At 66.8% G+C, this 18,891-nt stretch carries 16 protein-coding genes, 3 other RNA genes and 1 pseudogene; 11 read left to right on the plus strand and 9 right to left on the minus strand.

All coding sequences use genetic code 11. The annotated features are described in order from the left end of the window. Positions 1–24: 24 nt before the first annotated feature. Entirely contained in the window at positions 25–600 is a 576-nt protein-coding gene (locus ABQU90_RS04435; protein WP_055844723.1) for an N-acetylmuramoyl-L-alanine amidase, read from the minus strand. 23 nt (positions 601–623) lie between these two features. Between ABQU90_RS04435 and ABQU90_RS04440 the strand changes: the two genes are divergently transcribed. The 11 genes and pseudogenes from ABQU90_RS04440 to ABQU90_RS04490 all read left to right on the plus strand — a co-directional run bounded on the left by ABQU90_RS04440 (position 624) and on the right by ABQU90_RS04490 (position 10,542). Next, positions 624–1,115, plus strand: coding sequence for an MOSC domain-containing protein (locus ABQU90_RS04440; RefSeq protein WP_055844720.1), 492 nt, complete (start codon positions 624–626; stop codon positions 1,113–1,115). After that, positions 1,112–1,639: an alpha/beta fold hydrolase gene (locus tag ABQU90_RS04445; protein ID WP_055844717.1), complete on the plus strand. Its 528-nt coding sequence runs from the start codon at positions 1,112–1,114 to the stop codon at positions 1,637–1,639. The genes ABQU90_RS04440 and ABQU90_RS04445 overlap by 4 nt, the downstream gene beginning before the upstream one ends. Further along, positions 1,639–2,190, plus strand: coding sequence for a GNAT family N-acetyltransferase (locus ABQU90_RS04450; protein ID WP_407078740.1), 552 nt, complete (start codon positions 1,639–1,641; stop codon positions 2,188–2,190). Before ABQU90_RS04445 ends, ABQU90_RS04450 begins: the two co-directional genes overlap by 1 nt. A gap of 167 nt (positions 2,191–2,357) precedes the next feature. After that, positions 2,358–3,317, plus strand: a complete 960-nt coding sequence (locus ABQU90_RS04455; RefSeq protein WP_323522093.1) for an SAM-dependent methyltransferase — start codon at positions 2,358–2,360, stop codon at positions 3,315–3,317. 181 nt (positions 3,318–3,498) lie between these two features. Further along, positions 3,499–3,575: non-coding RNA, sX9 sRNA (locus ABQU90_RS04460), on the plus strand. Positions 3,576–3,830: 255 nt separating this feature from the next. Continuing rightward, positions 3,831–5,444 carry an ABC-F family ATP-binding cassette domain-containing protein gene (locus tag ABQU90_RS04465; protein ID WP_323522094.1) on the plus strand — a complete coding sequence of 538 codons (1,614 nt, stop codon included), beginning with the start codon at positions 3,831–3,833 and terminating at the stop codon, positions 5,442–5,444. Continuing rightward, a pseudogene (locus ABQU90_RS04470) lies at positions 5,423–5,614 on the plus strand (hypothetical protein). The gene ABQU90_RS04465 and the pseudogene ABQU90_RS04470 overlap by 22 nt, the downstream one beginning before the upstream one ends. Further along, positions 5,611–7,746 carry a bifunctional 23S rRNA (guanine(2069)-N(7))-methyltransferase RlmK/23S rRNA (guanine(2445)-N(2))-methyltransferase RlmL gene (gene rlmKL, locus ABQU90_RS04475; protein WP_055844711.1) on the plus strand — a complete coding sequence of 712 codons (2,136 nt, stop codon included), beginning with the start codon at positions 5,611–5,613 and terminating at the stop codon, positions 7,744–7,746. The pseudogene ABQU90_RS04470 and the gene rlmKL overlap by 4 nt, the downstream one beginning before the upstream one ends. Before the next feature lie 157 nt (positions 7,747–7,903). Further along, on the plus strand, positions 7,904–8,680 hold the full coding sequence (locus ABQU90_RS04480; RefSeq protein WP_115527524.1) for an NAD kinase: 777 nt from the start codon (positions 7,904–7,906) through the stop codon (positions 8,678–8,680). Positions 8,681–8,836: 156 nt separating this feature from the next. Further along, positions 8,837–9,802: a 5'-nucleotidase gene (locus ABQU90_RS04485; RefSeq protein WP_115512039.1), complete on the plus strand. Its 966-nt coding sequence runs from the start codon at positions 8,837–8,839 to the stop codon at positions 9,800–9,802. Further along, on the plus strand, positions 9,799–10,542 hold the full coding sequence (locus ABQU90_RS04490) for a spermine/spermidine synthase domain-containing protein (RefSeq protein WP_323522095.1): 744 nt from the start codon (positions 9,799–9,801) through the stop codon (positions 10,540–10,542). The genes ABQU90_RS04485 and ABQU90_RS04490 overlap by 4 nt, the downstream gene beginning before the upstream one ends. A 31-nt stretch (positions 10,543–10,573) precedes the next feature. On the opposite strand, the gene ABQU90_RS04495 is transcribed toward ABQU90_RS04490, so the two are convergent. From ABQU90_RS04495 to ABQU90_RS04530, 8 genes are all read right to left on the minus strand, one after another. Next, a non-coding RNA gene (locus tag ABQU90_RS04495) (sX9 sRNA) lies at positions 10,574–10,650 on the minus strand. Between the two features lie 110 nt (positions 10,651–10,760). Further along, positions 10,761–11,327 (minus strand): DUF2939 domain-containing protein, encoded by a 567-nt coding sequence (locus ABQU90_RS04500; protein WP_323522096.1) that lies wholly within the window; start codon positions 11,325–11,327, stop codon positions 10,761–10,763. Positions 11,328–11,448: 121 nt separating this feature from the next. Next, positions 11,449–12,135: a DUF2461 domain-containing protein gene (locus tag ABQU90_RS04505; RefSeq protein ID WP_055844695.1), complete on the minus strand. Its 687-nt coding sequence runs from the start codon at positions 12,133–12,135 to the stop codon at positions 11,449–11,451. After that, positions 12,132–13,577, minus strand: a complete 1,446-nt coding sequence (gene sbcB, locus ABQU90_RS04510; protein WP_323522097.1) for an exodeoxyribonuclease I — start codon at positions 13,575–13,577, stop codon at positions 12,132–12,134. The genes ABQU90_RS04505 and sbcB overlap by 4 nt, the downstream gene beginning before the upstream one ends. Positions 13,578–13,779: 202 nt before the next feature. Then, a non-coding RNA gene (locus tag ABQU90_RS04515) (sX9 sRNA) lies at positions 13,780–13,856 on the minus strand. A gap of 61 nt (positions 13,857–13,917) precedes the next feature. After that, positions 13,918–15,285, minus strand: a complete 1,368-nt coding sequence (locus ABQU90_RS04520) for an FAD-dependent oxidoreductase (protein ID WP_115512036.1) — start codon at positions 15,283–15,285, stop codon at positions 13,918–13,920. Positions 15,286–15,454: 169 nt separating this feature from the next. Next, positions 15,455–16,729, minus strand: coding sequence for a kynureninase (gene kynU / locus ABQU90_RS04525; RefSeq protein WP_323522098.1), 1,275 nt, complete (start codon positions 16,727–16,729; stop codon positions 15,455–15,457). 32 nt (positions 16,730–16,761) lie between these two features. Continuing rightward, positions 16,762–18,891, minus strand: a complete 2,130-nt coding sequence (locus ABQU90_RS04530; protein ID WP_323522099.1) for an FUSC family protein — start codon at positions 18,889–18,891, stop codon at positions 16,762–16,764.

The following is an 18,891-nucleotide window of genomic DNA, read 5'->3' on the forward strand; positions in this document are numbered from 1 at the left end:
GGTGCCTACGCGTGCCCGGTGCGCTCAACGCAATGCATGCGCCCAGCCAACCGCCGCTTCGATACGGGGCCATGGAAACAACGGGCCGGGGTCGAGTTTGCGCTGGATCTTGCGTGCCGGATCGTCGCTGGCCGCTTCCTGGGTGGTGTCCAGTTCCTGATGACCGGCGATGCGGCGCACCGATGGCAGCTGCTGCTGCAGCCATTGCAGCAAGGTGATTAGCGTGGCGATCTGCACGTCCGGATACGCTTCGCGCATCGCTTGATGGCGCGAGTCGAGCCAGTGCGGATAGCGGCCGCTGTTGACCAGCTCGATGCCCAAGGTATGCGGATTGTGGCCGCGCACGTGATGCGCGACGCGGTCCAGCGCCACGTACTGCTGGATGCTGCCGTTGCGATCGATGTAGTAATGCCCGCTGTTGCCGGTGCCGCTGTCGTAGAGCACGCGCTCGCCGTAGTCGCGCGCCATGGCCATGTCGGGCAATTCGGTGCAGTGGATGACCACCATGTCGATGTGCTCGAGCCGGCGGCGTGCCAGTCGCGATTCGTAAGACAACGGCGCGTAGGTGATCGGTGGCGACGGCAGGACGGCATCGGACATGAAGCGAATGCTAGCATTCGCCGATGGCTTTGAATCCCGACAGCCCTTTGGGCAAATTGATGGCGACGCTGCCGCAGACCGGTCAGGTGACCTGGATCGGCGTGCGTCCGGCGCGTGATGTGGAGATGCTGGAGGTGGACGCCGCGCAGGCCACCACCGGCATCGGGCTGGTGGGCGATCGCTACAAGGGCGGCAGCGGCAAGCGTGGGATCACCTTGATCCAGGCCGAGCATCTGCCGGTGATCGCGGCGCTGGCAGGGCATGCGACGATCGCGCCGGCCACGCTGCGACGCAATCTGGTGATCGCCGGCATTCCGCTGATCGCGTTGAAAGGGCGGCGCTTCCGCATTGGCGATGTCGAGCTGGAAGGCACCGACCCGTGCGACCCGTGTTCGCGCATGGAAGACGCGCTGGGCGCGGGCGGCTACAACGCGATGCGTGGACACGGTGGGCTGTGCGCGCGTGTCCTGCGCGGCGGCGTGCTGCGTATTGGCGATACGGTGCAGGCGCTATGAGCCGCGGCCATTGCATTCTGGCGCATGGGTTCGAAAGCGGCCCTGCGGCGCGCAAGGTCAGCGCCTTGGCCGAGGTTGCCGATCGCCTGGGGTGGACCCATGAACGCCCGGATTTCACCGATCTTGATGCGCAGCGCGATGTCAGCCCGCTCGGCGACGTGCGCGGACGCCTGCAGCGATTGCTGCAGATCGCGCGCGACGCTGCAGGCAAGGGGCCGCTGGTACTGGTCGGCTCCAGTCTGGGCGCCTATATCGCGGCGCAAGTGTCGCTGCAGGTGCCGACGCGTGGGCTGTTTTTGATGGTGCCGCCAACCACGATGGGCCCGCTGCCGGCGCTGGATGCTGCGCCGGTGCCGATCTCGGTGGTGCATGCCTGGCGCGATGCGCTGATCCCTGCCGCCGATGTGATCGCCTGGGCGCAGGCACGTCGGGCGCGGCTGTTGCTGGTCGACGATGAGCACGATCTCGCCGCGCATGTGGACACGGCAGCGAACGCGTTCGCCGAACTGTTGCAGCGCCTGTGATGCACGAGGCTGACGACATGCCGCCCACACCGGCCGAGCCGGCGACGGCGGTGCTGATTCGCGAGGCCAGCGATGGCGACGCAGCCGCCATCGAGATATTGACCATGGTGGCGTTCATGCGCGCCGAGCACAGCCGTCATGACGAACAGCATGTGATCGCCGCGCTGCGTCATGACGATGCGCTGGCACTGTCATTGGTCGCCGACCACGACGGTTACGTGGTCGGCCATCTGGCAGTGTCGCCGGTGAGCTTGTCCGACGGCTCGTCGGGCTGGTTTGCACTGGGGCCGTTGGCGGTGGGCCCGGGCCACCAACGCCAGGGCCTGGGTAGCCGTCTGGTGCACGCAGCCCTGGCGACCTTGCGCGAACGCGGCGCGGCGGGATGCGTTGCCTTTGGCGAACCCGGTTTTTTCCGGCGGTTTGGGTTCGCCGTCGAGCCGGGGCTGAGCGTGCCCGATGCACCGGTATCGGAATTGCAGGCGTTGGCGTTCGGCGACCGGCTGTTGCCACTGGCCGATGTGGCCTATCACCCGGCATTCGGTCTGGGCTGAGTCGCGCGCAGCGCTGCACATGCGTGAACGGATGCAGTTGTGATCCTGCGCACAGGTGGCGCCCGTTCGCTCACCGGCACCCTGCATCGCGCTTTCGGCCGCAGCGCATTGCCGCGTTCGTCACCATGGTCGGCAACAGCGATTGACGCTTGCCAAGGTGAAAAAAGATGCAACGTGACGTGCGACCGATGCCGCCCAGTGAACCGCGTGCCGGCCTGATTTCGCATGCGGGCGATACCTTGCAGGATGATGCGACCTTGCTGGCATCGATCAGGTCGCGACTGCGGCAGGACGCCAGCCGTTCTGCTGCCGAAGTGGAGCGTTTGCTGCAACTGGTCGATGCGCTGTGGGCGATGGAGCTGGGGCGGTTCCTGCTGCGCAATCGTGGGCTCAATGCCGAGTGGACGCATCGGTTGGTCACCTACGAGGCGGGGACCCTGCCGCAAAACACCACGCCGGCACTGGAGTACGAAATTTTCGAGAAGACGCCGGCCGTGCTCGCAACCCGCGAGCGGTTCGGCATCTTCCGTGCGCAATTGCAGGCCTTGTTGCGGCCCGGCATGACGATCGCGTCGGTGCCGTGCGGATGGATGGGCGATGTGTTGAGCCTGGATTACCGGCAGTGCCCGGATGTGCGCTTGATCGGGATCGATCTGGACCCGCAAGCGCTGGACGGTGCGCTGCAGCTGGCACGTCGCTACGGGCTGGAGCAGCAGCTGTCGCTGCGGCTGGAAGATGCCTGGGCGCAGGGCGATGCAGACAGTGCGGACGTGGTGACCAGCAACGGCCTTAATCTCTATGAGCCGGACGATGCGCGCGTGGTCGCGCTCTATCGCGCGTTCTTCCACAGGCTGCGGCCGGGCGGCACGTTGGTGGCGAGTTTCCTGACGCCTCCGCCCAGCCTGTGTGCGGAATCCACGTGGAAGCTGGCGCTGATCGACCAGGCATCGCTGGTGCTGCAGAGCCAGGTCTTCATCGATATCGTCCAGGCGCGCTGGGCATCGTTTCGCACCCATGCGCAAACGCGCGCACAGCTGGAGAGTGCCGGCTTTGCAAGCGTGCGTTTCATCGACGATCGCGCCAGCATTTTTCCCACTGTGATCGCGCAAAAGCCGATGCATGCCTGAGGGTAACGACGACGCAGCGACTCTCTCGCGGCATGGAGTGTCGGTGCGTTGCCTGCGAGTGTCCGCTGCGTTGGCGCGCGATTGCGTATACCGATAACGCCAGGCACGCGCGTCGGCGAAGAGCAGCTAACAAAACGACTGTACTCACCGCCAGGCGAACACGGCCGGTGCTCGGTGCGGCAAGTGCCATGCGTGCACTGTGGTTCTGAGCGCGCCGTCCGTACCCACCTGACGACTGCGCGTTATGTCTTGTTAGCCGCTCCAAGCGGCAGGGCGCACTACAAGCGTGCAGGCGTACGTTTTTCTGCGGATATCTCGCAGTCGTTGAGCGGATTGTTCGGCGCAGTGATGTTCAGGGGTTTCGGTGCAGCCGCAGACCGGCCTACACTTGTGCTGCACCCACCGTTCGAGGATTGGTCCAATGCGCCATTGATGCCGCCGTCGTGATGACGGCCATACCCGTTGCCGTTCCGTCTGGAACGCGACGTGTCCTGGCATGCAATGGAGGCACTGATGACCTGTCCGTCGTTGACGCTGGAAAGCGTCGCGTTTGTGCTGCCCGATGGCAGCACGCTGTTTTCCGATCTCACCTTGCACATCGATCAGCGCCGCACCGGCCTGGTCGGTCGCAATGGCGTGGGCAAGAGTGTGCTCGGCCGTCTGCTGGCCGGCCAGCTGGCACCCAGCAGCGGCCGCTGCGTACGCCGTGGCAGCGTGCATTACCTGCCGCAGCGCGTGAGCGCGATGCCTGGGCAGCGCATCGCCGATCTGGCAGGTGCGGCGCCGTTGCTGGACGCGCTGGACCGGATCGCCGCCGGGAGCGTGGCGCCCGCCGATTTCGAGCGGGTGGGCGAGCGCTGGAATGCCCACGCCGAGTTCGCTGCAGCGCTCGAGCAGCAAGGGCTGGGGGGCCGCGATCCGCATGGCCCTGCCGCGCATCTCAGTGGCGGCGAAGCCATGCGGGTGGCGCTTGCCGGCGCCTGGCTGACGCAGCCGGACCTGCTGATCCTGGATGAGCCCAGCAACCATCTGGACGGCCCGCAGCGACAGCGGCTGCTGGCGCAGTTGCAGGCTTGGAAGGGTGGATTGCTGATCATCAGTCATGACCGGCTGCTGCTGGATGGCATGCAGCGCATCCTGGCGTTATCCGCGCACGGGGTGCGCAGTTATGGCGGCAACTACACCCACTACGCGCAACAGCACGCACGCGAGCAGCAGGCGGCCGGCGAGCTGCTTGCGCAGCGCAAACAGGCACGTGCGCACGGCGAACAGGCATTGCGCGAGCAGCACATGCGCCAGCAGCAACGCCAGGCGCGTGGCGCGCGCGCGGCGGCGCAGGCCAATCAGGCGCCGATCCTGCTCGGGGGCCAGCGGCAGCGCAGCGAGGTCAGCGCCGGCCGGCTGCAGCAGCACCGTCAGGCCGAACAAACGCGCTTGTCGGAGGCGGTGACGCAGGCCGCAGCCCAGGTGGAGGCCCCACCGGCCATTGCGTTGCTGGCACCAGCGACGACGGCAGGCGCGTCGCAACGCCTGGCGACCTTGCAGCAGGTGGAGCTGGCGGATGGGCGGCTGGGTGGGCGACGCGTAGATCTGCTGCTGCACGGCCAGCCCCGCATCGGGCTGGTCGGCCCGAACGGCAGCGGTAAATCCTCGCTGCTGCAGCTGTTGGGCGGGCGCCTGGCGGCACAGGCGGGCAAGTGCGAGGTGCATGTGCCGGTGGCCTATCTGGATCAGGATCTGGGCATGCTCGACCCGGCGCGCTCGGCTGCCGCGCAGCTGTGCGATGCCGACCCCGCCGCCGCCGAGCACGCCCAGCGGCTGCGCCTGGCGTTGCTGGGGCTAGACCACCAGCGTGCCGACCTGCCCACTGGCCAGCTCAGCGGCGGCCAGCGGCTCAAGGCAGCGCTAGCCTGCGCGCTGTATCGGGCCCAGCCGGCGCAGCTGCTGTTGCTGGACGAACCCACTAATCATCTGGATCTGGCCGCCGTCGAGGCGGTCGAGACGCTGCTGCGCAGCTACAGCGGCGCGCTGCTGGTGGCTTCGCACGATGCCGCCTTCCTGGACCGCTTGGGCCTGCAGCAGCGGCTGGATACCGGGCAGGCGCAGTGGCGGCTGGCGCCCTGGTGAACCGTGCGGCGGGCCCTGCAGCCGGCGGGGGTGGTAATGCCGGCCGCGATGGCCGACCATTTGCGGCCAATCCACGGCGTCCACGGCACTGCCCACCCGGGCGCCGGCCCGCTGTCCTGCTCCCACGCTCGCCGCCGCGCCAGCGTCTTTATCGATACCTGCCTACGTGAAATTCTTCGCATCCTGTGCCAAAGGCCTGGAATACCTGCTTGCCGACGAGCTGCTTGCGCTCGGTGCCAGCAAGGCCACCGCCACCATCTCCGGCGTCAATGTCGAGGGTGAACCGCGCGACGCGCTGCGCGCCGTCATGTGGTCGCGCCTGGCCAGCCGGGTGCTGTGGCCGCTCACCGAGTTCGACTGCCCGGACGAGGACGCGCTGTATGCCGGTGTGTCCGAGTTGCCGTGGGACGAGCACCTGTCGGTGGGCCACACCTTGTCGGTGGATGCGCACGTCTCCGGCACGGCGATCACGCACGCGCGCTATGCCGCACAGCGCATCAAGGATGCGGTGGTCGACACCATGCGCCGGCAGGGGCTGGAACGCCCGTCGGTGGATGTGGAAAGCCCCGACCTGCGGTTGAACCTGTCGCTGCGCAAGGGCCGCGCCACCATCTCGATCGACCTGGGCGGCGGCCCGTTGCACCGGCGCGGTTGGCGCATGGCGCAGAACGAAGCGCCGCTGAAGGAAAACCTGGCTGCCGCCGTCCTGCTGCGCGCCGGCTGGCCGCGCGCATATGCCGATGGCGGCGGCTTGCTGGACCCGATGTGCGGCAGCGGCACGCTGTTGATCGAAGGCGCCTTGATGGCCGCCGACGTCGCGCCGGGTCTGCAGCGCTACGGCAGCGATGTGCCCAGCCGTTGGCGTGGGTTCGACCGTGCGGTCTGGCAGCAGCTGGTCGACGAAGCGCGCGAACGCGACAGCGCCGGCCGTGCCGCGCTGAAGCAGGTGATCCATGGCAGCGACATGGACCCGCATGCGATCCGCGCCGCCAAGGAGAACGCGCAGGTGGCCGGTGTGGCCGAGGCGATCTGGTTCGGCGTGCGCGAGGTCGGCGACCTGCAGACCCCGCCGCAGGCTACCGGCGTGGTGGTCTGCAACCCGCCCTACGACGAACGTCTGGCCGCCGATGCGGCCTTGTATCGCAAGCTTGGCGATACCTTGCAGCGCGTGGTGCCGCAGTGGCGCGCGAGCCTGCTGTGCGGCAATGCCGAGCTGGCCTACGCCACCGGCTTGCGCGCGGGCAAGAAATACCAGTTGTTCAATGGCGCGATCGAGTGCGCGTTGATCGTCTGCGACCCGATTGCAGTGCCGCGGCGTACCCCGTTGGCAGCGCCCACCGCGCTCAGCGAAGGCGCGCAGATGGTGGCCAACCGCCTGCGCAAGAACCTGCAGAAGTTCAAGAAGTGGCGCGCCCGCGAAGGCATCGAGTGCTTCCGCGTCTACGATGCCGACCTGCCGGAATATTCCGCTGCCATCGACGTGTATCAGCAAGCCGATGGCGACCGGCGCAGCTTCCTGCATGTGCAGGAATACGCCGCGCCGGCGACCATTCCCGAGGCGGATGTGCGCCGGCGTCTGGGCGAGTTGTTGGCTGCTGCGCGCGAGGTGTTCGAGGTGCCGGCCGAGCGCGTTGCACTGAAGTCGCGCGAGCGTGGCAAGGGTGGCAGCAAGTACGGCCGCTTCGAGCAGCGCAACGAAATCGTCAACGTGCGCGAGCATGGCGCGCTGCTGCGGGTGAACCTGTTCGATTATCTGGACACCGGTCTGTTCCTGGATCACCGCCCGTTGCGCGGCACCATGGCGCAGCAGTCCAAGGGGCGGCGCTTCCTCAACCTGTTCTGCTACACCGGCGTGGCCAGTGTGCAGGCGGCGGTGGCTGGCGCCAGCGCCACGACCAGCGTGGATCTGTCCGGCACCTATCTGCAGTGGTGCGCCGACAACCTGGCCTTGAACGGCCAGGCCGGCAGCAAGCACAAGCTGGTGCAGGCCGATGCGCTAGCCTGGCTGGAAGCCGAGCGCGCGCACTTCGACGTGATCTTCTGCGACCCGCCGACCTTCTCCAACTCCGCGCGCGCCGAGGATTTCGATATCCAGCGCGAGCATGTGCGCTTGCTGCGCGCGGCGGTGGCGCGCCTGGCGCCGGGCGGCGTGCTGTATTTCTCCAACAACTTCCGCCGTTTCAAGCTGGATGAAGAAGCGGTGGCCGAGTTCGCGCAATGCGAGGAAATCAGCCCGCGCACCATCGACCCGGATTTCGAACGCCATGCGCGCATCCATCGCGCCTGGCGGTTGACGGCCTGAGCCGAGGCCGGCCGATGTGGCGGTGTGCCGTGGCGCCCGCTGCGTGCGTCGCGGCGGCCACTGCGCAGCGGCGGCCGCGCGTGCGAGGGCAGGGCGCGTCGCCAACAAGCCCACCACAGCGCTGCGGTATGCTGATTCGCATGCTTTGGAGTCAACGATGACCGCATCACCCCGCATTGCCTTTGTGGCCAGTCACACCGAGCCCGCCGTGAACGCGCGGGCGCGTCTGGTGCAGCGTTACGGCGATCATCCGCTGGAGACCGCCGAGATCGTCTGTGCCCTGGGTGGGGATGGCTTCATGCTGCAGACCCTGCATCGCCATGGTGCCGCCGACAAGCCGGTGTTCGGCATGAAGCTGGGCTCGGTCGGGTTTTTGATGAACCAGTACCGCGACGACGAAGACGACTTGCTGGTCCGCCTGCAACGTGCCGAACCTGCGCATCTGCGGCCGCTGGAAATGCTGGTGCAGACCGAATCCGGCACCAGTGCCGGCTCGCTGGCGTACAACGAAGTCTCGCTGTTGCGGCAGACCCGCCAGGCCGCGCATCTGAGCGTGGATCTCAATGGCCAGACCCGCATCGCCGAACTGATCGGCGACGGCGTCATGGTCGCAACGCCGGCCGGCAGTACCGCTTACAACTATTCGGCGCACGGGCCGATTCTGCCGCTGGGCTCGCACACGCTGGCACTGACGCCGATTGCGCCGTACCGCCCGCGCCGTTGGCGTGGCGCCATCCTCAAGGCCGATACCGAAGTGCGCTTTCGCGTGCTCGACCCGTACAAGCGCCCGGTCAGCGTCACCGCCGACTCGCACGAGATTCGCGACGTGGTGGAAGTCACCATCCGCGAATCCACCGAGCGCCGCGTCACGTTGCTGTTCGATCCGGAACACAATCTGGAAGAGCGCATCTTCAGCGAACAGTTTGCGGTGTGAGGGGCATTCGGGATTGGCAACGGCAAGGGCGCCGCAAGAGCGTTTTAAACGTGTCCGCACACGCTACGATGCTGCACGGATGCCCGATGCAATTCCGCTCGCCCGTTCATGCTTCTACCGATTCCCCATTCTCCATTCCCCATTCCCGGCACCCAAATGGCTGACAACTCCCCCAGGTTATTGACCATCGCGGTGACCTCGCGCGCGCTGTTCGATCTTGAAGAAGGCCATGCGCTGTTCGAGGCGAACGGGGTGGAGGCGTATTCGGCGTTCCAGCGCGAGCACGAAGACGACATCCTGCAGCCGGGCGTCGCGTTTCCGGTGGTGCGCAAGCTGTTGGCGCTCAACCACGATGTGCCCGAAGAAACCCCGCGCGTGGAGGTGATTCTGCTGTCGCGCAATTCTGCCGATACCGGGTTGCGCATCTTCAATTCGATCCAGCACTACAACCTGGGCATCGTGCGCGCGACTTTCACGTCTGGTCAGCCGACCTGGCCGTACGTGAAACCGTTTGGTACCGATCTGTTTCTGTCGGCCAATCCGGAATCGGTACGGCGTGCGCTCACTCACGGCATTGCCGCGGCCACCATCATGCCGCGCGCGCCGGGCGAGCGTGCCGAAGCGGCTGCAGCGATCGTGGACAACGATGAGAGCCGCCTGCCCACGCAGCTGCGCATCGCCTTCGACGGCGACGCGGTGATCTTCGGCGACGAGAGCGAACGCATCTCGCGCGAGCAGGGTGTGGAAGCGTTCGGGCGCCATGAGCGCGAGCGCGCACGCGAACCGCTGTCGGTTGGGCCGTTCCGCAATTTCCTGTCGGCGTTGCATGCGCTGCAGGCGGCGTTCCCGCCGGGCGAAGCGTCGCCGATCCGCACGGCGTTGGTCACCGCGCGTTCGGCGCCTGCGCATGAGCGGGTGATCCGGACCTTGCGCGAGTGGGGCGTGCGCCTGGACGAAGCGCTGTTTCTCGGCGGCCGGCACAAGGGGCCGTTTCTGGAAGCGTTTGGCGCAGATATCTTCTTCGACGACTCGCAGCACAACATCGACAGCGCACGCCAGCATCAGCATGTGGCGGCCGGCCACGTGCCGCACGGCGTGGCCAACGATCCGCCGAGCCGATGAGCGAGTCGCCGCAGTCGCCAGCGCGTGCTGGGCTACTGCGGACCTGGCGCACGCTGGAACTGACCTTCACCGACGACACGGTGCAGACCCGCATGTCGCGTTGGGCACCGCATCGGCTGATGTTGCCGTATACGCGCAGCATGCTGGCTGCGCTGTGGCTGCAACCGCGCCCGGAATGCATTGGGCTGATCGGCGTGGGTGGCGGTGCGCAGGTGAAGTTCTGTCATCGCTACCTGCGCAGCACGCGTCTGGAAGCGGTGGAAGCGGACCCGCAGGTGCTGGCGTTGCGCGATGCATTCGCCATTCCGCGCGACGACGCGCGGCTGGAGATCACGCTGGGGGATGGCGCCGACTGGATCGGCAACCGCGCCGGACGCTACGACCTGTTGTTGCTGGATGCTTACGACGCCGATGGCATTCCGCCGGCTTTGTGCACGCCTCAGTTCTACGCCGATTGTCGCGCGGCCTTGCGCGAGGGCGGGGTGTTGGCGCTGAATCTCTTTCAGGTGCCGATGGTCGAGCATCTGGCGCAGCTGCGAGAGCTGTTCGATGGGTTGGTGCTGCTGCTGCCCGAACCGGATCTGCGCAACCAGGTGGTGTTCGCCTGGAACAACCGACGCACACCGGGGACGCCGGACGCCGCGCTGGCCGGGTTGGCATGGTCGGCACGCCGGCAATTGCGGCCGTCGATGCTGCGCTTGCAGGCGGCGTGGCAGGAACGGGCCTGGCGGTTTTCCTGAGGCATTGCGTCCTGCAGGTCCGGCCAACAGCGGCTAACGCAACGTCGCGAGCAGCCGTCAGCTGGATGTGGACGGCGCGCTCAGAACCGGATTGCACGCGTGCGGCATACCAATGTCGTCCACCGGCCGCGTCCGCCTGCGGCGACGCAGGCGTTTGATTGGCCGCGTCAGGGATGCGCAGGTGTGCATCGCCGCATCTGGGCCTTCACGCTACGCGATTACGGCATTTGCTCGCTCGGTGCGGTCGGCAACGGCAACTGGATATCGGTCAATCGCCAGCGCAGGCCCTGGCGGGTCAGCACGAAGGTCACCGGTGTACCGTTGGCGGTCTGCGTGGTGGCGGTGAAGCGGCGGGTGGATTCGAAGCGCTGCGTCGCGCCTTGCAGCGGGCGCGCCGGTGCCGGCGCCGCATAGGTATCGGCGCTGACGGTGTCGCCGATGACGCGGTTCCACACGCTGTGGCCTTGCAGCAGGGCACCGATGCCCAGCGGGGTGACCAAGGTATCCACGCCGGCGCCGCTGATGCCGCTGGCCAGTTGCAACGCAAAGCCGCCGAGCAGGCTCGATTGCATGCTGCTGCCGGCCTGACGGATCAGATAATCGTCCAGTTGCGCCTTCAGGTTGACGCGCAGGCTGGGGAAATCCACGTAGCTTTCCAGCTGCGCGGCATCGCGATCGGCAACGGCCTGACTGATGCCGCGGATGGCCAGATACGGCCCCGCCACCACATAACTCGCCAGCAGTACCACGGCCAGCAGCGGCACGATCCACCAGCGCTTTTTCATCGTTCGCACTCCGTTGCCATGCGCGGTGAGGGGAGGGTGCTCGACTGCATCCAGACGGTAGCACCAGGCCGCCGATGGTGCGGCAACGCCGTGGCGCGATATACCTGCGCCGCAGCTCGCCTCAAAATTCCAGGTCCAGGGCGGCGCATAGATAATCCACAAACGGCGCCAGCGTCACCAGGTCTGCCTCGATGGTCTGGCGTAGGCGCGGCCCGGTCATGATGGCGTCGTCCAGATGACGCAGGTACGCCCAGTTGCGGTGCTTGAGATCGTCGATGAACTCGAAATCGTTGGGAAACCCGCGTGGTGCGCGCACCAGTTTTTCGCTGTCGTCCAGGGCGAACTTGCGCCGCAATTTGGGATCGTATGCTGCCGTCTTCCAGCTGCCCGGATTTTCGAAGATGAACTGCCGCAGCTTGCGTTGCGTGTCCGGCTCCGGGTGCCACAGGCCTGCACCGACAAAGCTCTCGCCCGGCTGCAGATGAATGTAGAACGACGGTGCCGGCATCTGCCGGCGGCGCTCATGGAACAGGCGCGCACCCTGCCAGTTCTTGTAGGGCGATTTGTCGTTGGAAAAGCGCGCATCACGATAGATCCGAAACAGCGAGCCGCCCTGGGTCTTGGGGTCGGCACGATAGTGTTCGCTGACCTCGGCAAGCGCCGGCTGCAGATCGGTGATCAGCTGCAGAAACGGCTGACGCACATGCGCCTCGTACTGGTGGCGATGATCGGCGAACCAGGTCTTGTCGTTGTGGCGGGCCAGGGCGCGCAGGAACTTGAAGCTGGCGTCTGAAAAATAGGTGGTCATAGCGTGCGTTGGAGATCCGAACCCCAGGCGGCGAGCTGGTCGAGCAGGTCTTGCTTGGTAGCATCGTCGGGGTGAGCGAGCCGTAAATCCGCAATCTGCGCGTTGTACTGGTCCAGGGTGACTTCGCCCAACCCATGGTCTTCGAGCAGGCGCTTGCGGCGGTACTGGTTCCAGCGTTCCTGCTCGTCGAACGACAGCGTCTGCGGCCAGTTACGTGCGCGATAGCGAAACAGCAGCTCGATCAGACGTGAGTCGCGAAACCGCGTTTCCAGCGCGCCCAGTTCGTCCGGCGCGCTGGCGCGCACCTGTGCAAGCAGGCGCTTGTCGCCTTCGGCCAGAAAACCGTCATAGAGCGAGGCATCGGCATCGTTGACCGCGGCGGCCGCGGCACGTTCGTTGCCGTAGACCTGGCGCACCTTCTCCGCCAGCTGCGGGCCCAGTTCGCGCAGCCGGGCGGCCTTGGCAAGCACCGCATCGGGGTCCACGCCCAGGCGCTGGAAATCCGGCGCGCGCAGATGCTGCCAGGCCACCAGCGCCGGCGACTTGTTCAGATGTACTTCCTTGAGCGGGATGCGCTGCTCACCTTCGGGTAGATCGGCGGCGCGGATATACAGCCGGTCGGCGATCTCGTCCGGGCTCAGCCGCAACAGCACTTCCGGGTCGCCGTCCAGATCGAAAACGATCACGCGGCTGTCGATGCGCGGATGTCGCGTCAGTGGCAGCACGGCGGCGGCGCACATGCGCGAGGCCGGGTAGCGCTGCGAAATGTGCAGCACCGGTTCCATCGCAATCACATCGAGCAAGGTGGCGGCAAAGCGCTTGTCGCGCAGGCGCAGCGCGTACTCCCACAGCTTGGGTTGATGCTGCTGAAATTTGCGCGCCATGCCGATGGTGGCGTACACGTCGGACAAGGCCTCATGCGCATCGCCTTCGCGCACTGCGTTGGCATCGGCCAGATGTTCGAGCTTGAACGAGGTGGCGCCGTCTTCGCGCTGCGGCCAGGTGATGCCGTCCGGGCGCAATGCGTGTACCAGGCGCAGCACATCGAGCAGATCCCAGCGCGAATTGCCGCCTCGCCACTCGCGCTCGTAGGGGTCGTAGAAATTGCGGAACAGCCCGCAGCGCACGAATTCGTCGTCGAAGCGGATCGAGTTGTAGCCCAGCGTGCAGGTCTGCGGGCGGCTCATCTGCTCGGCGATGCGCGCAAACGCTTCGGCTTCGATCACGCCTTCGCGCAGCGCGTGCTGCGGGGTGATGCCGGTGACCATGGTGGCGTACGGCGAGGGCAGCAGGTCGTCGGCCGGTTGCACGAAGAAACTGATCGGCTCGTCGATCACGCGCAGTTGCGCGTCGGTGCGCACGGCGGCGAACTGCGCGATGCGCGTGCGGCGCGGGTCCTGGCCGAAGGTTTCCAGGTCGTAGAAGAGAAAGCTGTCAGGCATGCGGGTGCGAGATCCAGATCCGCGGCGCACGGCGTATGCGCCGCCATTGGCCGCTAGTATCTCTCATCGCAGCGCCGGCGCGCTGAGGCGCTGCTGTGCGCTGGGGCAGGCGCTTGCTGTGTGGGGTCCGCGTTTGGCGTGTGTTGCGAGCACAGCGTGAGCGTCTGCGCACAGTGCGCAAACCTGAGCAAGATCTTGGCGCGGCTAACACCACGGGGCGAGCAGTCGTCAGGTGGATGTGGACGTCCCGCTCAGGACCAGCGGGTACGAATGGTCCATACCGCACCGAGCACTGGCCGCGCCCGCCTGGCGGTGAGCGCAGCCGTTGTCTTGGCCGCTCTCAGTGCGCGCCTTCCAGCGGCTCCAGACGTGCGTGCACCACCGCTTCCAGCGCCACCCAATCGATACGCGACAGATCGCTGTGCCCGCGCGTTGCCTCGACCAGAATCTCGCGCTGGATGTCGCTGCGCGCCAACGCAATCGAATAGCGCGTGCGCAGGAAGGTCACCATCGTGTAATGCGGCACGAAGCGGGTAGGCCAGCGCGCCTGCAATTGCTGCTCGAGTTCGCGCTGCAGCAGGAAGTCGGCATCGCCGACGCGGTCGCGCATTTCCAGATAGTTTTCCAGCGCCATTTGCTGGATCGCGGCGGCATCGTCGCGGCGCGCAGCTTCGAACGCAGCGAACGCGCTGCCGATGTCATCGTGCGCGTCCATCTGCTCGGCCAACGCCACGCAATCTTCGAAGGCGCAATTCATGCCCTGGCCGTGGAACGGCACCATCGCGTGTGCGGCATCGCCGATCAGCAAGGCGCGGTTATCCAGGTGCCAGCGCTCCAGGGTGAGGGTGCCGAGCAGGCCGGGCGGATGTTCTTCCCAGTGTTCTTCGAGCTGCGGAATCAGCGGCAGCGCATCCGGAAAATCGCGTGCGAACAGCGCATGCGCTTCTTCGCCGGTGCGGGTGGTGGCAAAGCTCGGGTTGCCTGCGTTGGGCAGGAACAGGGTGACGGTGAAGGTTCCGCCATCGTTGGGCAGCGCAATGCACATGTAGCGCCCACGCGGCCAGATATGCAGCGCATTGCGCTCGATGCGGAAGCCGCCGCCGGGCAGTGGCGGGATTTCCAGTTCCTTGTACGAATGATCCAGAAACTCGGTGCGCTCGCCCAACGGCGATTTGCGCTGCATGGCCGCGCGCAGCGCCGAGCCGGCACCGTCGCTGCCGATCAGGCTCTGGAAGTGAATCTCGTGCGGCTGATCGTCGCGGTCATCGATAAAGCGCGCGTAGCCGGCGTCGAAATCGACCGTGTGCAGCCGGCGATAGAAATGCACCGATGCGCCGGCCTGTTCGGCCAGATCCAGCAAGGCGATATTCAACGCGGCACGGTGGATCGACCAGATCACTTCGCTGTCGTCGCGGCCGTAGCGCTGCAGCTGCGGTTCGCCTTCGATCGGGTGCACCATGCGGCCGCGCATCATCACCGCCTTGGCCATCACCGCCTCTTCGGCACCGGCCTGACGCAATGCGTGGCGTCCGCGTTCGGCCAGCGCCAGGTTGATCGAGCGGCCGGACTCGTAGCCCTTGATGCGCGGGTCGCCACGCCGTTCGTACACGGTGACCTGCCAGCCGCGACGCGACAGCAGGATGGCAAGCAGGCAACCGGCAAGGCCGGCGCCGATCAGGGTCAGGGAGCGAGGGGAGACGGGGCTCAATGCAATGTCCGGCAGCGGCCGGACGCGGGAGCCGGCAAAAGTGAGGAAAGAAGCAGTTGGCTATAGCGCGCCTGCGTTGCCGAAGGCGCGCTCGGAGTGTACGTGGGCGTCTGCGGGTTTCGCGTGTGCCTGCCACGTGACCGGTAGCGATGCAGTCAGCGTGCGGCGCTCAACCGGCGGCCCAGGCTTCCACCTGTTCCACAAAGGTGTGCAGATCGCTGAAACGGTTGTACAGCGGCACCGGCGCGATGCGAATCACGTCCGGTTCGCGCCAGTCGCCAAGTACGCCGGCCGCATGCAGATGCTCGAACAGCGCGCGCCCTTGCGCGCGTCCGCCGGTCACCCGCAACGACAGCTGGCAGCCGCGCTGCTCGGGTTGCGCCGGGGTGACGATCTGCAACACCTGTGGCACGCGTGCGTGGATCAGCTGTTCCAGATGTCCGGTGAGCTGCTCGGACTTGGCGCGCAGCGCAGCCATGCCGGCCTGGTCGAACAGGTCCAGCGATGCACGCAGCGGTGCCAGCGCCAGCACCGGTGGGTTGCTCAGCTGCCAGCCTTCGGCGCCCGGCGAGGGCACGAACTGCGGATCCATGCGGAAGCGGGTCTGCTGCTCGTGTCCCCACCAGCCAGCCATGCGCGGCAGATCGCTGGTGGCATGGCGTGCGTGCACGAAACAGCCGCCCACCGCGCCGGGTCCGGCATTGAGATATTTGTAATGGCACCACACTGCGAAGTCGACGCCATCGTCGTGCAGGGTCAGCGGGATGTTGCCGACCGCATGCGCCAGATCGAAGCCCACCGCAGCGCCTTGCGCGCGTGCCAGTCGCGCAATTTCGCCTAGATCGAAGGCCTGGCCGGTGCGGTACTGGATGCCGGGCCACAGCACCAATGCCAGACGCGAACCGTGCGTGGCGATGGCATCGGCAATGGCGGCCATCGACAACGTGCCGTTGGGCTCATCGGCGTCCACTTCGATCAACTGCGTGGCCGGATCCAGCCCGTGCAGGCGCAACTGCGATTCCACCGCATGGCGGTCGGACGGAAATGCACCGGCTTCGATCAGGATCGCGCCGCGCTCGGGCGTGGGGCGATAAAAGCTCGCCATCATTAGATGCAGATTGACGCTGAGGGTGTTCATCGCCACCACTTCGCCCGGTTGCGCGCCGACCACGCGCGCCAGAGCGTCGCGCACCAGTTGGTGATAGGTCAGCCATTGGGTGGGGCCGGTGAAGTGGCCTTCCACCGCAAGCGCGCCCCAGTGATCGAGCACTTCGCTCACCATCGCGCGTGCCTGACGCGGTTGCAGGCCCAGCGAATTGCCGACGAAATAGGTCTGATCCCGGCCATCGTGCTGCGGGAACACAAAGGCGTCGCGCAGGCTGCGCAGCGGGTCGGCGGCATCCAGCGCCACGGCGTGGGAACGGGACAGCGGGTCGGTGGTCATCGGGCTCGCGTGCTTTGGATCGATGCCGCAGTTTACCTTCCGGCACCTTGCGCGCCGTCATGCACCGCGGGCGTCTCGGTCGAGGCCGGTCGGGCAGGGCGTAACAGATGGGTGAGCGTGCCGATGCTGTCGGTGACGCGGTCGATGGTGTCGGCAAGCGCGGCGGTGGTCGGCGAACCATCCGGCAGCGCGGCCAACGCGTCGGAGAGTTTGCGCTCGGCGCTGCGTAGCGTGGCCGCAGCCGGCGTGCCGCCGTTGCTCAGGCACGCGATCAGCTCGGCCAACGCCTGGTCGGCGTCATCGGCGAAGGCGGGCAGTGCGTCCAGCGACGGCAGCGGGTGACCATCGCGCAGCACCGCCTCCAACAGCAGCGTGGCGCGGATCAGCCGGTTGCCATTGGCCAGCAGCGATTCGGCCAGCTTGAGCTCGTGCAGATTGCGGCGGCTGCGCGGCTCGCCGCGCAGGCGTTCGATCGACGCCTGCGCATTGGTGCGCGCCACGCGTGCGGCAGCGCGGCTGTCGCTCAGCCGATCCATCTGGCCCAGCAACAGGTTGTGCAGATGCTCGCGATAGGCCGTGAGCAACTGCGCCAGCGAGGCGCGGATATGCCGGCGCTCGCGCGTCGGCCATAGCGCGTAGGCGATCAGTGCCAGCGCGCTGCCGGCCACGGTGGCCTGCAGCCGCGCACCGACCGCCTCACCGGGCGTCATGCCTTCGAAGGACAGCAGCAGCACCAGCATGCCGGTGAGAAACGCCACACCGATGCCGTAGTTCACTTGAGTCAATAAGCGAAAGCCCAGGCAGAACAGTGCCAGCAAGGCCATGCGGATACCGGCGCCATCCATCGCAAAATGGGCCAGCAGTGTGGCCACCAACAAACCGATGAAGGTGCCGGCCACGCGCAAGGCGCCGAAGCTGAAGGTGCCGCCGAAATCCGGTTTGAGCACGATGGCGGTGGTCATCGGGATCCAGAAACCGTGCGGAATCTGCTGCCAGCGTTGGAAGGCGATGGCCAGTGCCAGACACACGCCGCAACGCAGCGCATGCCGGAACGCCACCGACGACAGATCCAGGTTTGCCCGCAACGTCGCCCAGGTCGCGGCCGGGCGCAGCGCTGCCGGTAGCCGCGCTTCGGCTAATTGCGCCTGGATTTCGCCGCGGCTGCTGGCCCAGTGCGCGTTGCGGATCAACGCGCGCAACTGCCCGCCCAACCCCTGCGCGCGGGCCACCGCCACCCGCACCAGCCGGCGCTCGCGGGTATCGGCGTTGTCGTGCTGAAACTGTGCCAGCGCGCCGACCAGATCGTCGAAGCCGGTCATCGACGCGTTGGCCGCCACCGGATCCTCGCCTACCGTCATGGTGTGGGCCAGCTGCTCCAGCACGATGGCACTGCGTTCGAGCACGCGCTCGATCGCCGGGCGTGCCTGCGAGTCGGTCAGGCGGGTGTCCGCATCGGCCAACGACAGCAGCTCCAGCCGCACGCGGTCGCAGAGCTCGGCAATGATGCGAAAGCTCTGCACCGCGATCGCGCGCGAGCGGTGTTCGCCGTGCAGCATCACCATGGCATCCAGCACTTCCTGCGTTGCGGGCGGTGCTGCGCTGGCTTCCGGGCGTTGCCGTGCGATTGCTGCCAGCTGGCGCATCAGGTCGGCGAGCGCAAAGCGTTCCGGGCGATACCGTTGCAAGGGCCAGGCCGCCAAGGCCAGCAACACCTGCAACAGGCCACCGGCAAAGATGAGGGCGGCCACGCCGGGCGCCTGTTCCACCGGCAGCCGCATGTCCGCACTCACCACCAGCAGGATCATGCTGGTCAGGCCGACCCGCGCCGCAACCGGGCCCAGCGCCACCAGCAGGCCACCACCCAGGCCGAGCAGTAGCCCGGCGATCACCAGGGCAGGCGTGTTGTGGCCGACCCACACGCCCAACAAGGCCGCCAGGCCAGCGGCCAGGGCCGCCATCAACATGCGTTGCAAGCGCGCGCGGTAGGGCCCGGGTTGATCGGAAAACATGGTGTTGAGCGCGCCGCTGCAGACCGCCAAGCCTGCGGCGACATGCCCGGTGGCCACGCCAATTGCCAGCGGCAGTACGACCGCTGCGGTGTTGCGCAAGGCCACGCGTAGCGGCACATCGCGCGGCTTGAGGTCGATCAGTGCGCGCAGCAT

It is taken from the genome of Xanthomonas sp. WHRI 10207, assembly GCF_040202975.1.
Taxonomy (GTDB): domain Bacteria; phylum Pseudomonadota; class Gammaproteobacteria; order Xanthomonadales; family Xanthomonadaceae; genus Xanthomonas.

What these genes read in the sequence shown, in the direction of transcription:
- ABQU90_RS04490 (WP_323522095.1), top strand. Translation starts at nt 9,799, where the DNA reads ATGAGCGAGTCGCCGCAGTCGCCAGCGCGTGCTGGGCTACTGCGGACC.
- ABQU90_RS04435 (WP_055844723.1), bottom strand. Translation starts at nt 600, where the DNA reads ATGTCCGATGCCGTCCTGCCGTCGCCACCGATCACCTACGCGCCGTTG.
- ABQU90_RS04500 (WP_323522096.1), bottom strand. Translation starts at nt 11,327, where the DNA reads ATGAAAAAGCGCTGGTGGATCGTGCCGCTGCTGGCCGTGGTACTGCTG.
- ABQU90_RS04450 (WP_407078740.1), top strand. Translation starts at nt 1,639, where the DNA reads ATGCACGAGGCTGACGACATGCCGCCCACACCGGCCGAGCCGGCGACG.
- ABQU90_RS04465 (WP_323522094.1), top strand. Translation starts at nt 3,831, where the DNA reads ATGACCTGTCCGTCGTTGACGCTGGAAAGCGTCGCGTTTGTGCTGCCC.
- ABQU90_RS04455 (WP_323522093.1), top strand. Translation starts at nt 2,358, where the DNA reads ATGCAACGTGACGTGCGACCGATGCCGCCCAGTGAACCGCGTGCCGGC.
- kynU (WP_323522098.1), bottom strand. Translation starts at nt 16,729, where the DNA reads ATGACCACCGACCCGCTGTCCCGTTCCCACGCCGTGGCGCTGGATGCC.
- ABQU90_RS04440 (WP_055844720.1), top strand. Translation starts at nt 624, where the DNA reads ATGGCTTTGAATCCCGACAGCCCTTTGGGCAAATTGATGGCGACGCTG.
- ABQU90_RS04445 (WP_055844717.1), top strand. Translation starts at nt 1,112, where the DNA reads ATGAGCCGCGGCCATTGCATTCTGGCGCATGGGTTCGAAAGCGGCCCT.
- ABQU90_RS04485 (WP_115512039.1), top strand. Translation starts at nt 8,837, where the DNA reads ATGGCTGACAACTCCCCCAGGTTATTGACCATCGCGGTGACCTCGCGC.
- ABQU90_RS04505 (WP_055844695.1), bottom strand. Translation starts at nt 12,135, where the DNA reads ATGACCACCTATTTTTCAGACGCCAGCTTCAAGTTCCTGCGCGCCCTG.
- sbcB (WP_323522097.1), bottom strand. Translation starts at nt 13,577, where the DNA reads ATGCCTGACAGCTTTCTCTTCTACGACCTGGAAACCTTCGGCCAGGAC.
- ABQU90_RS04530 (WP_323522099.1), bottom strand. Translation starts at nt 18,891, where the DNA reads ATGCTGCGCGCACTGATCGACCTCAAGCCGCGCGATGTGCCGCTACGC.
- ABQU90_RS04480 (WP_115527524.1), top strand. Translation starts at nt 7,904, where the DNA reads ATGACCGCATCACCCCGCATTGCCTTTGTGGCCAGTCACACCGAGCCC.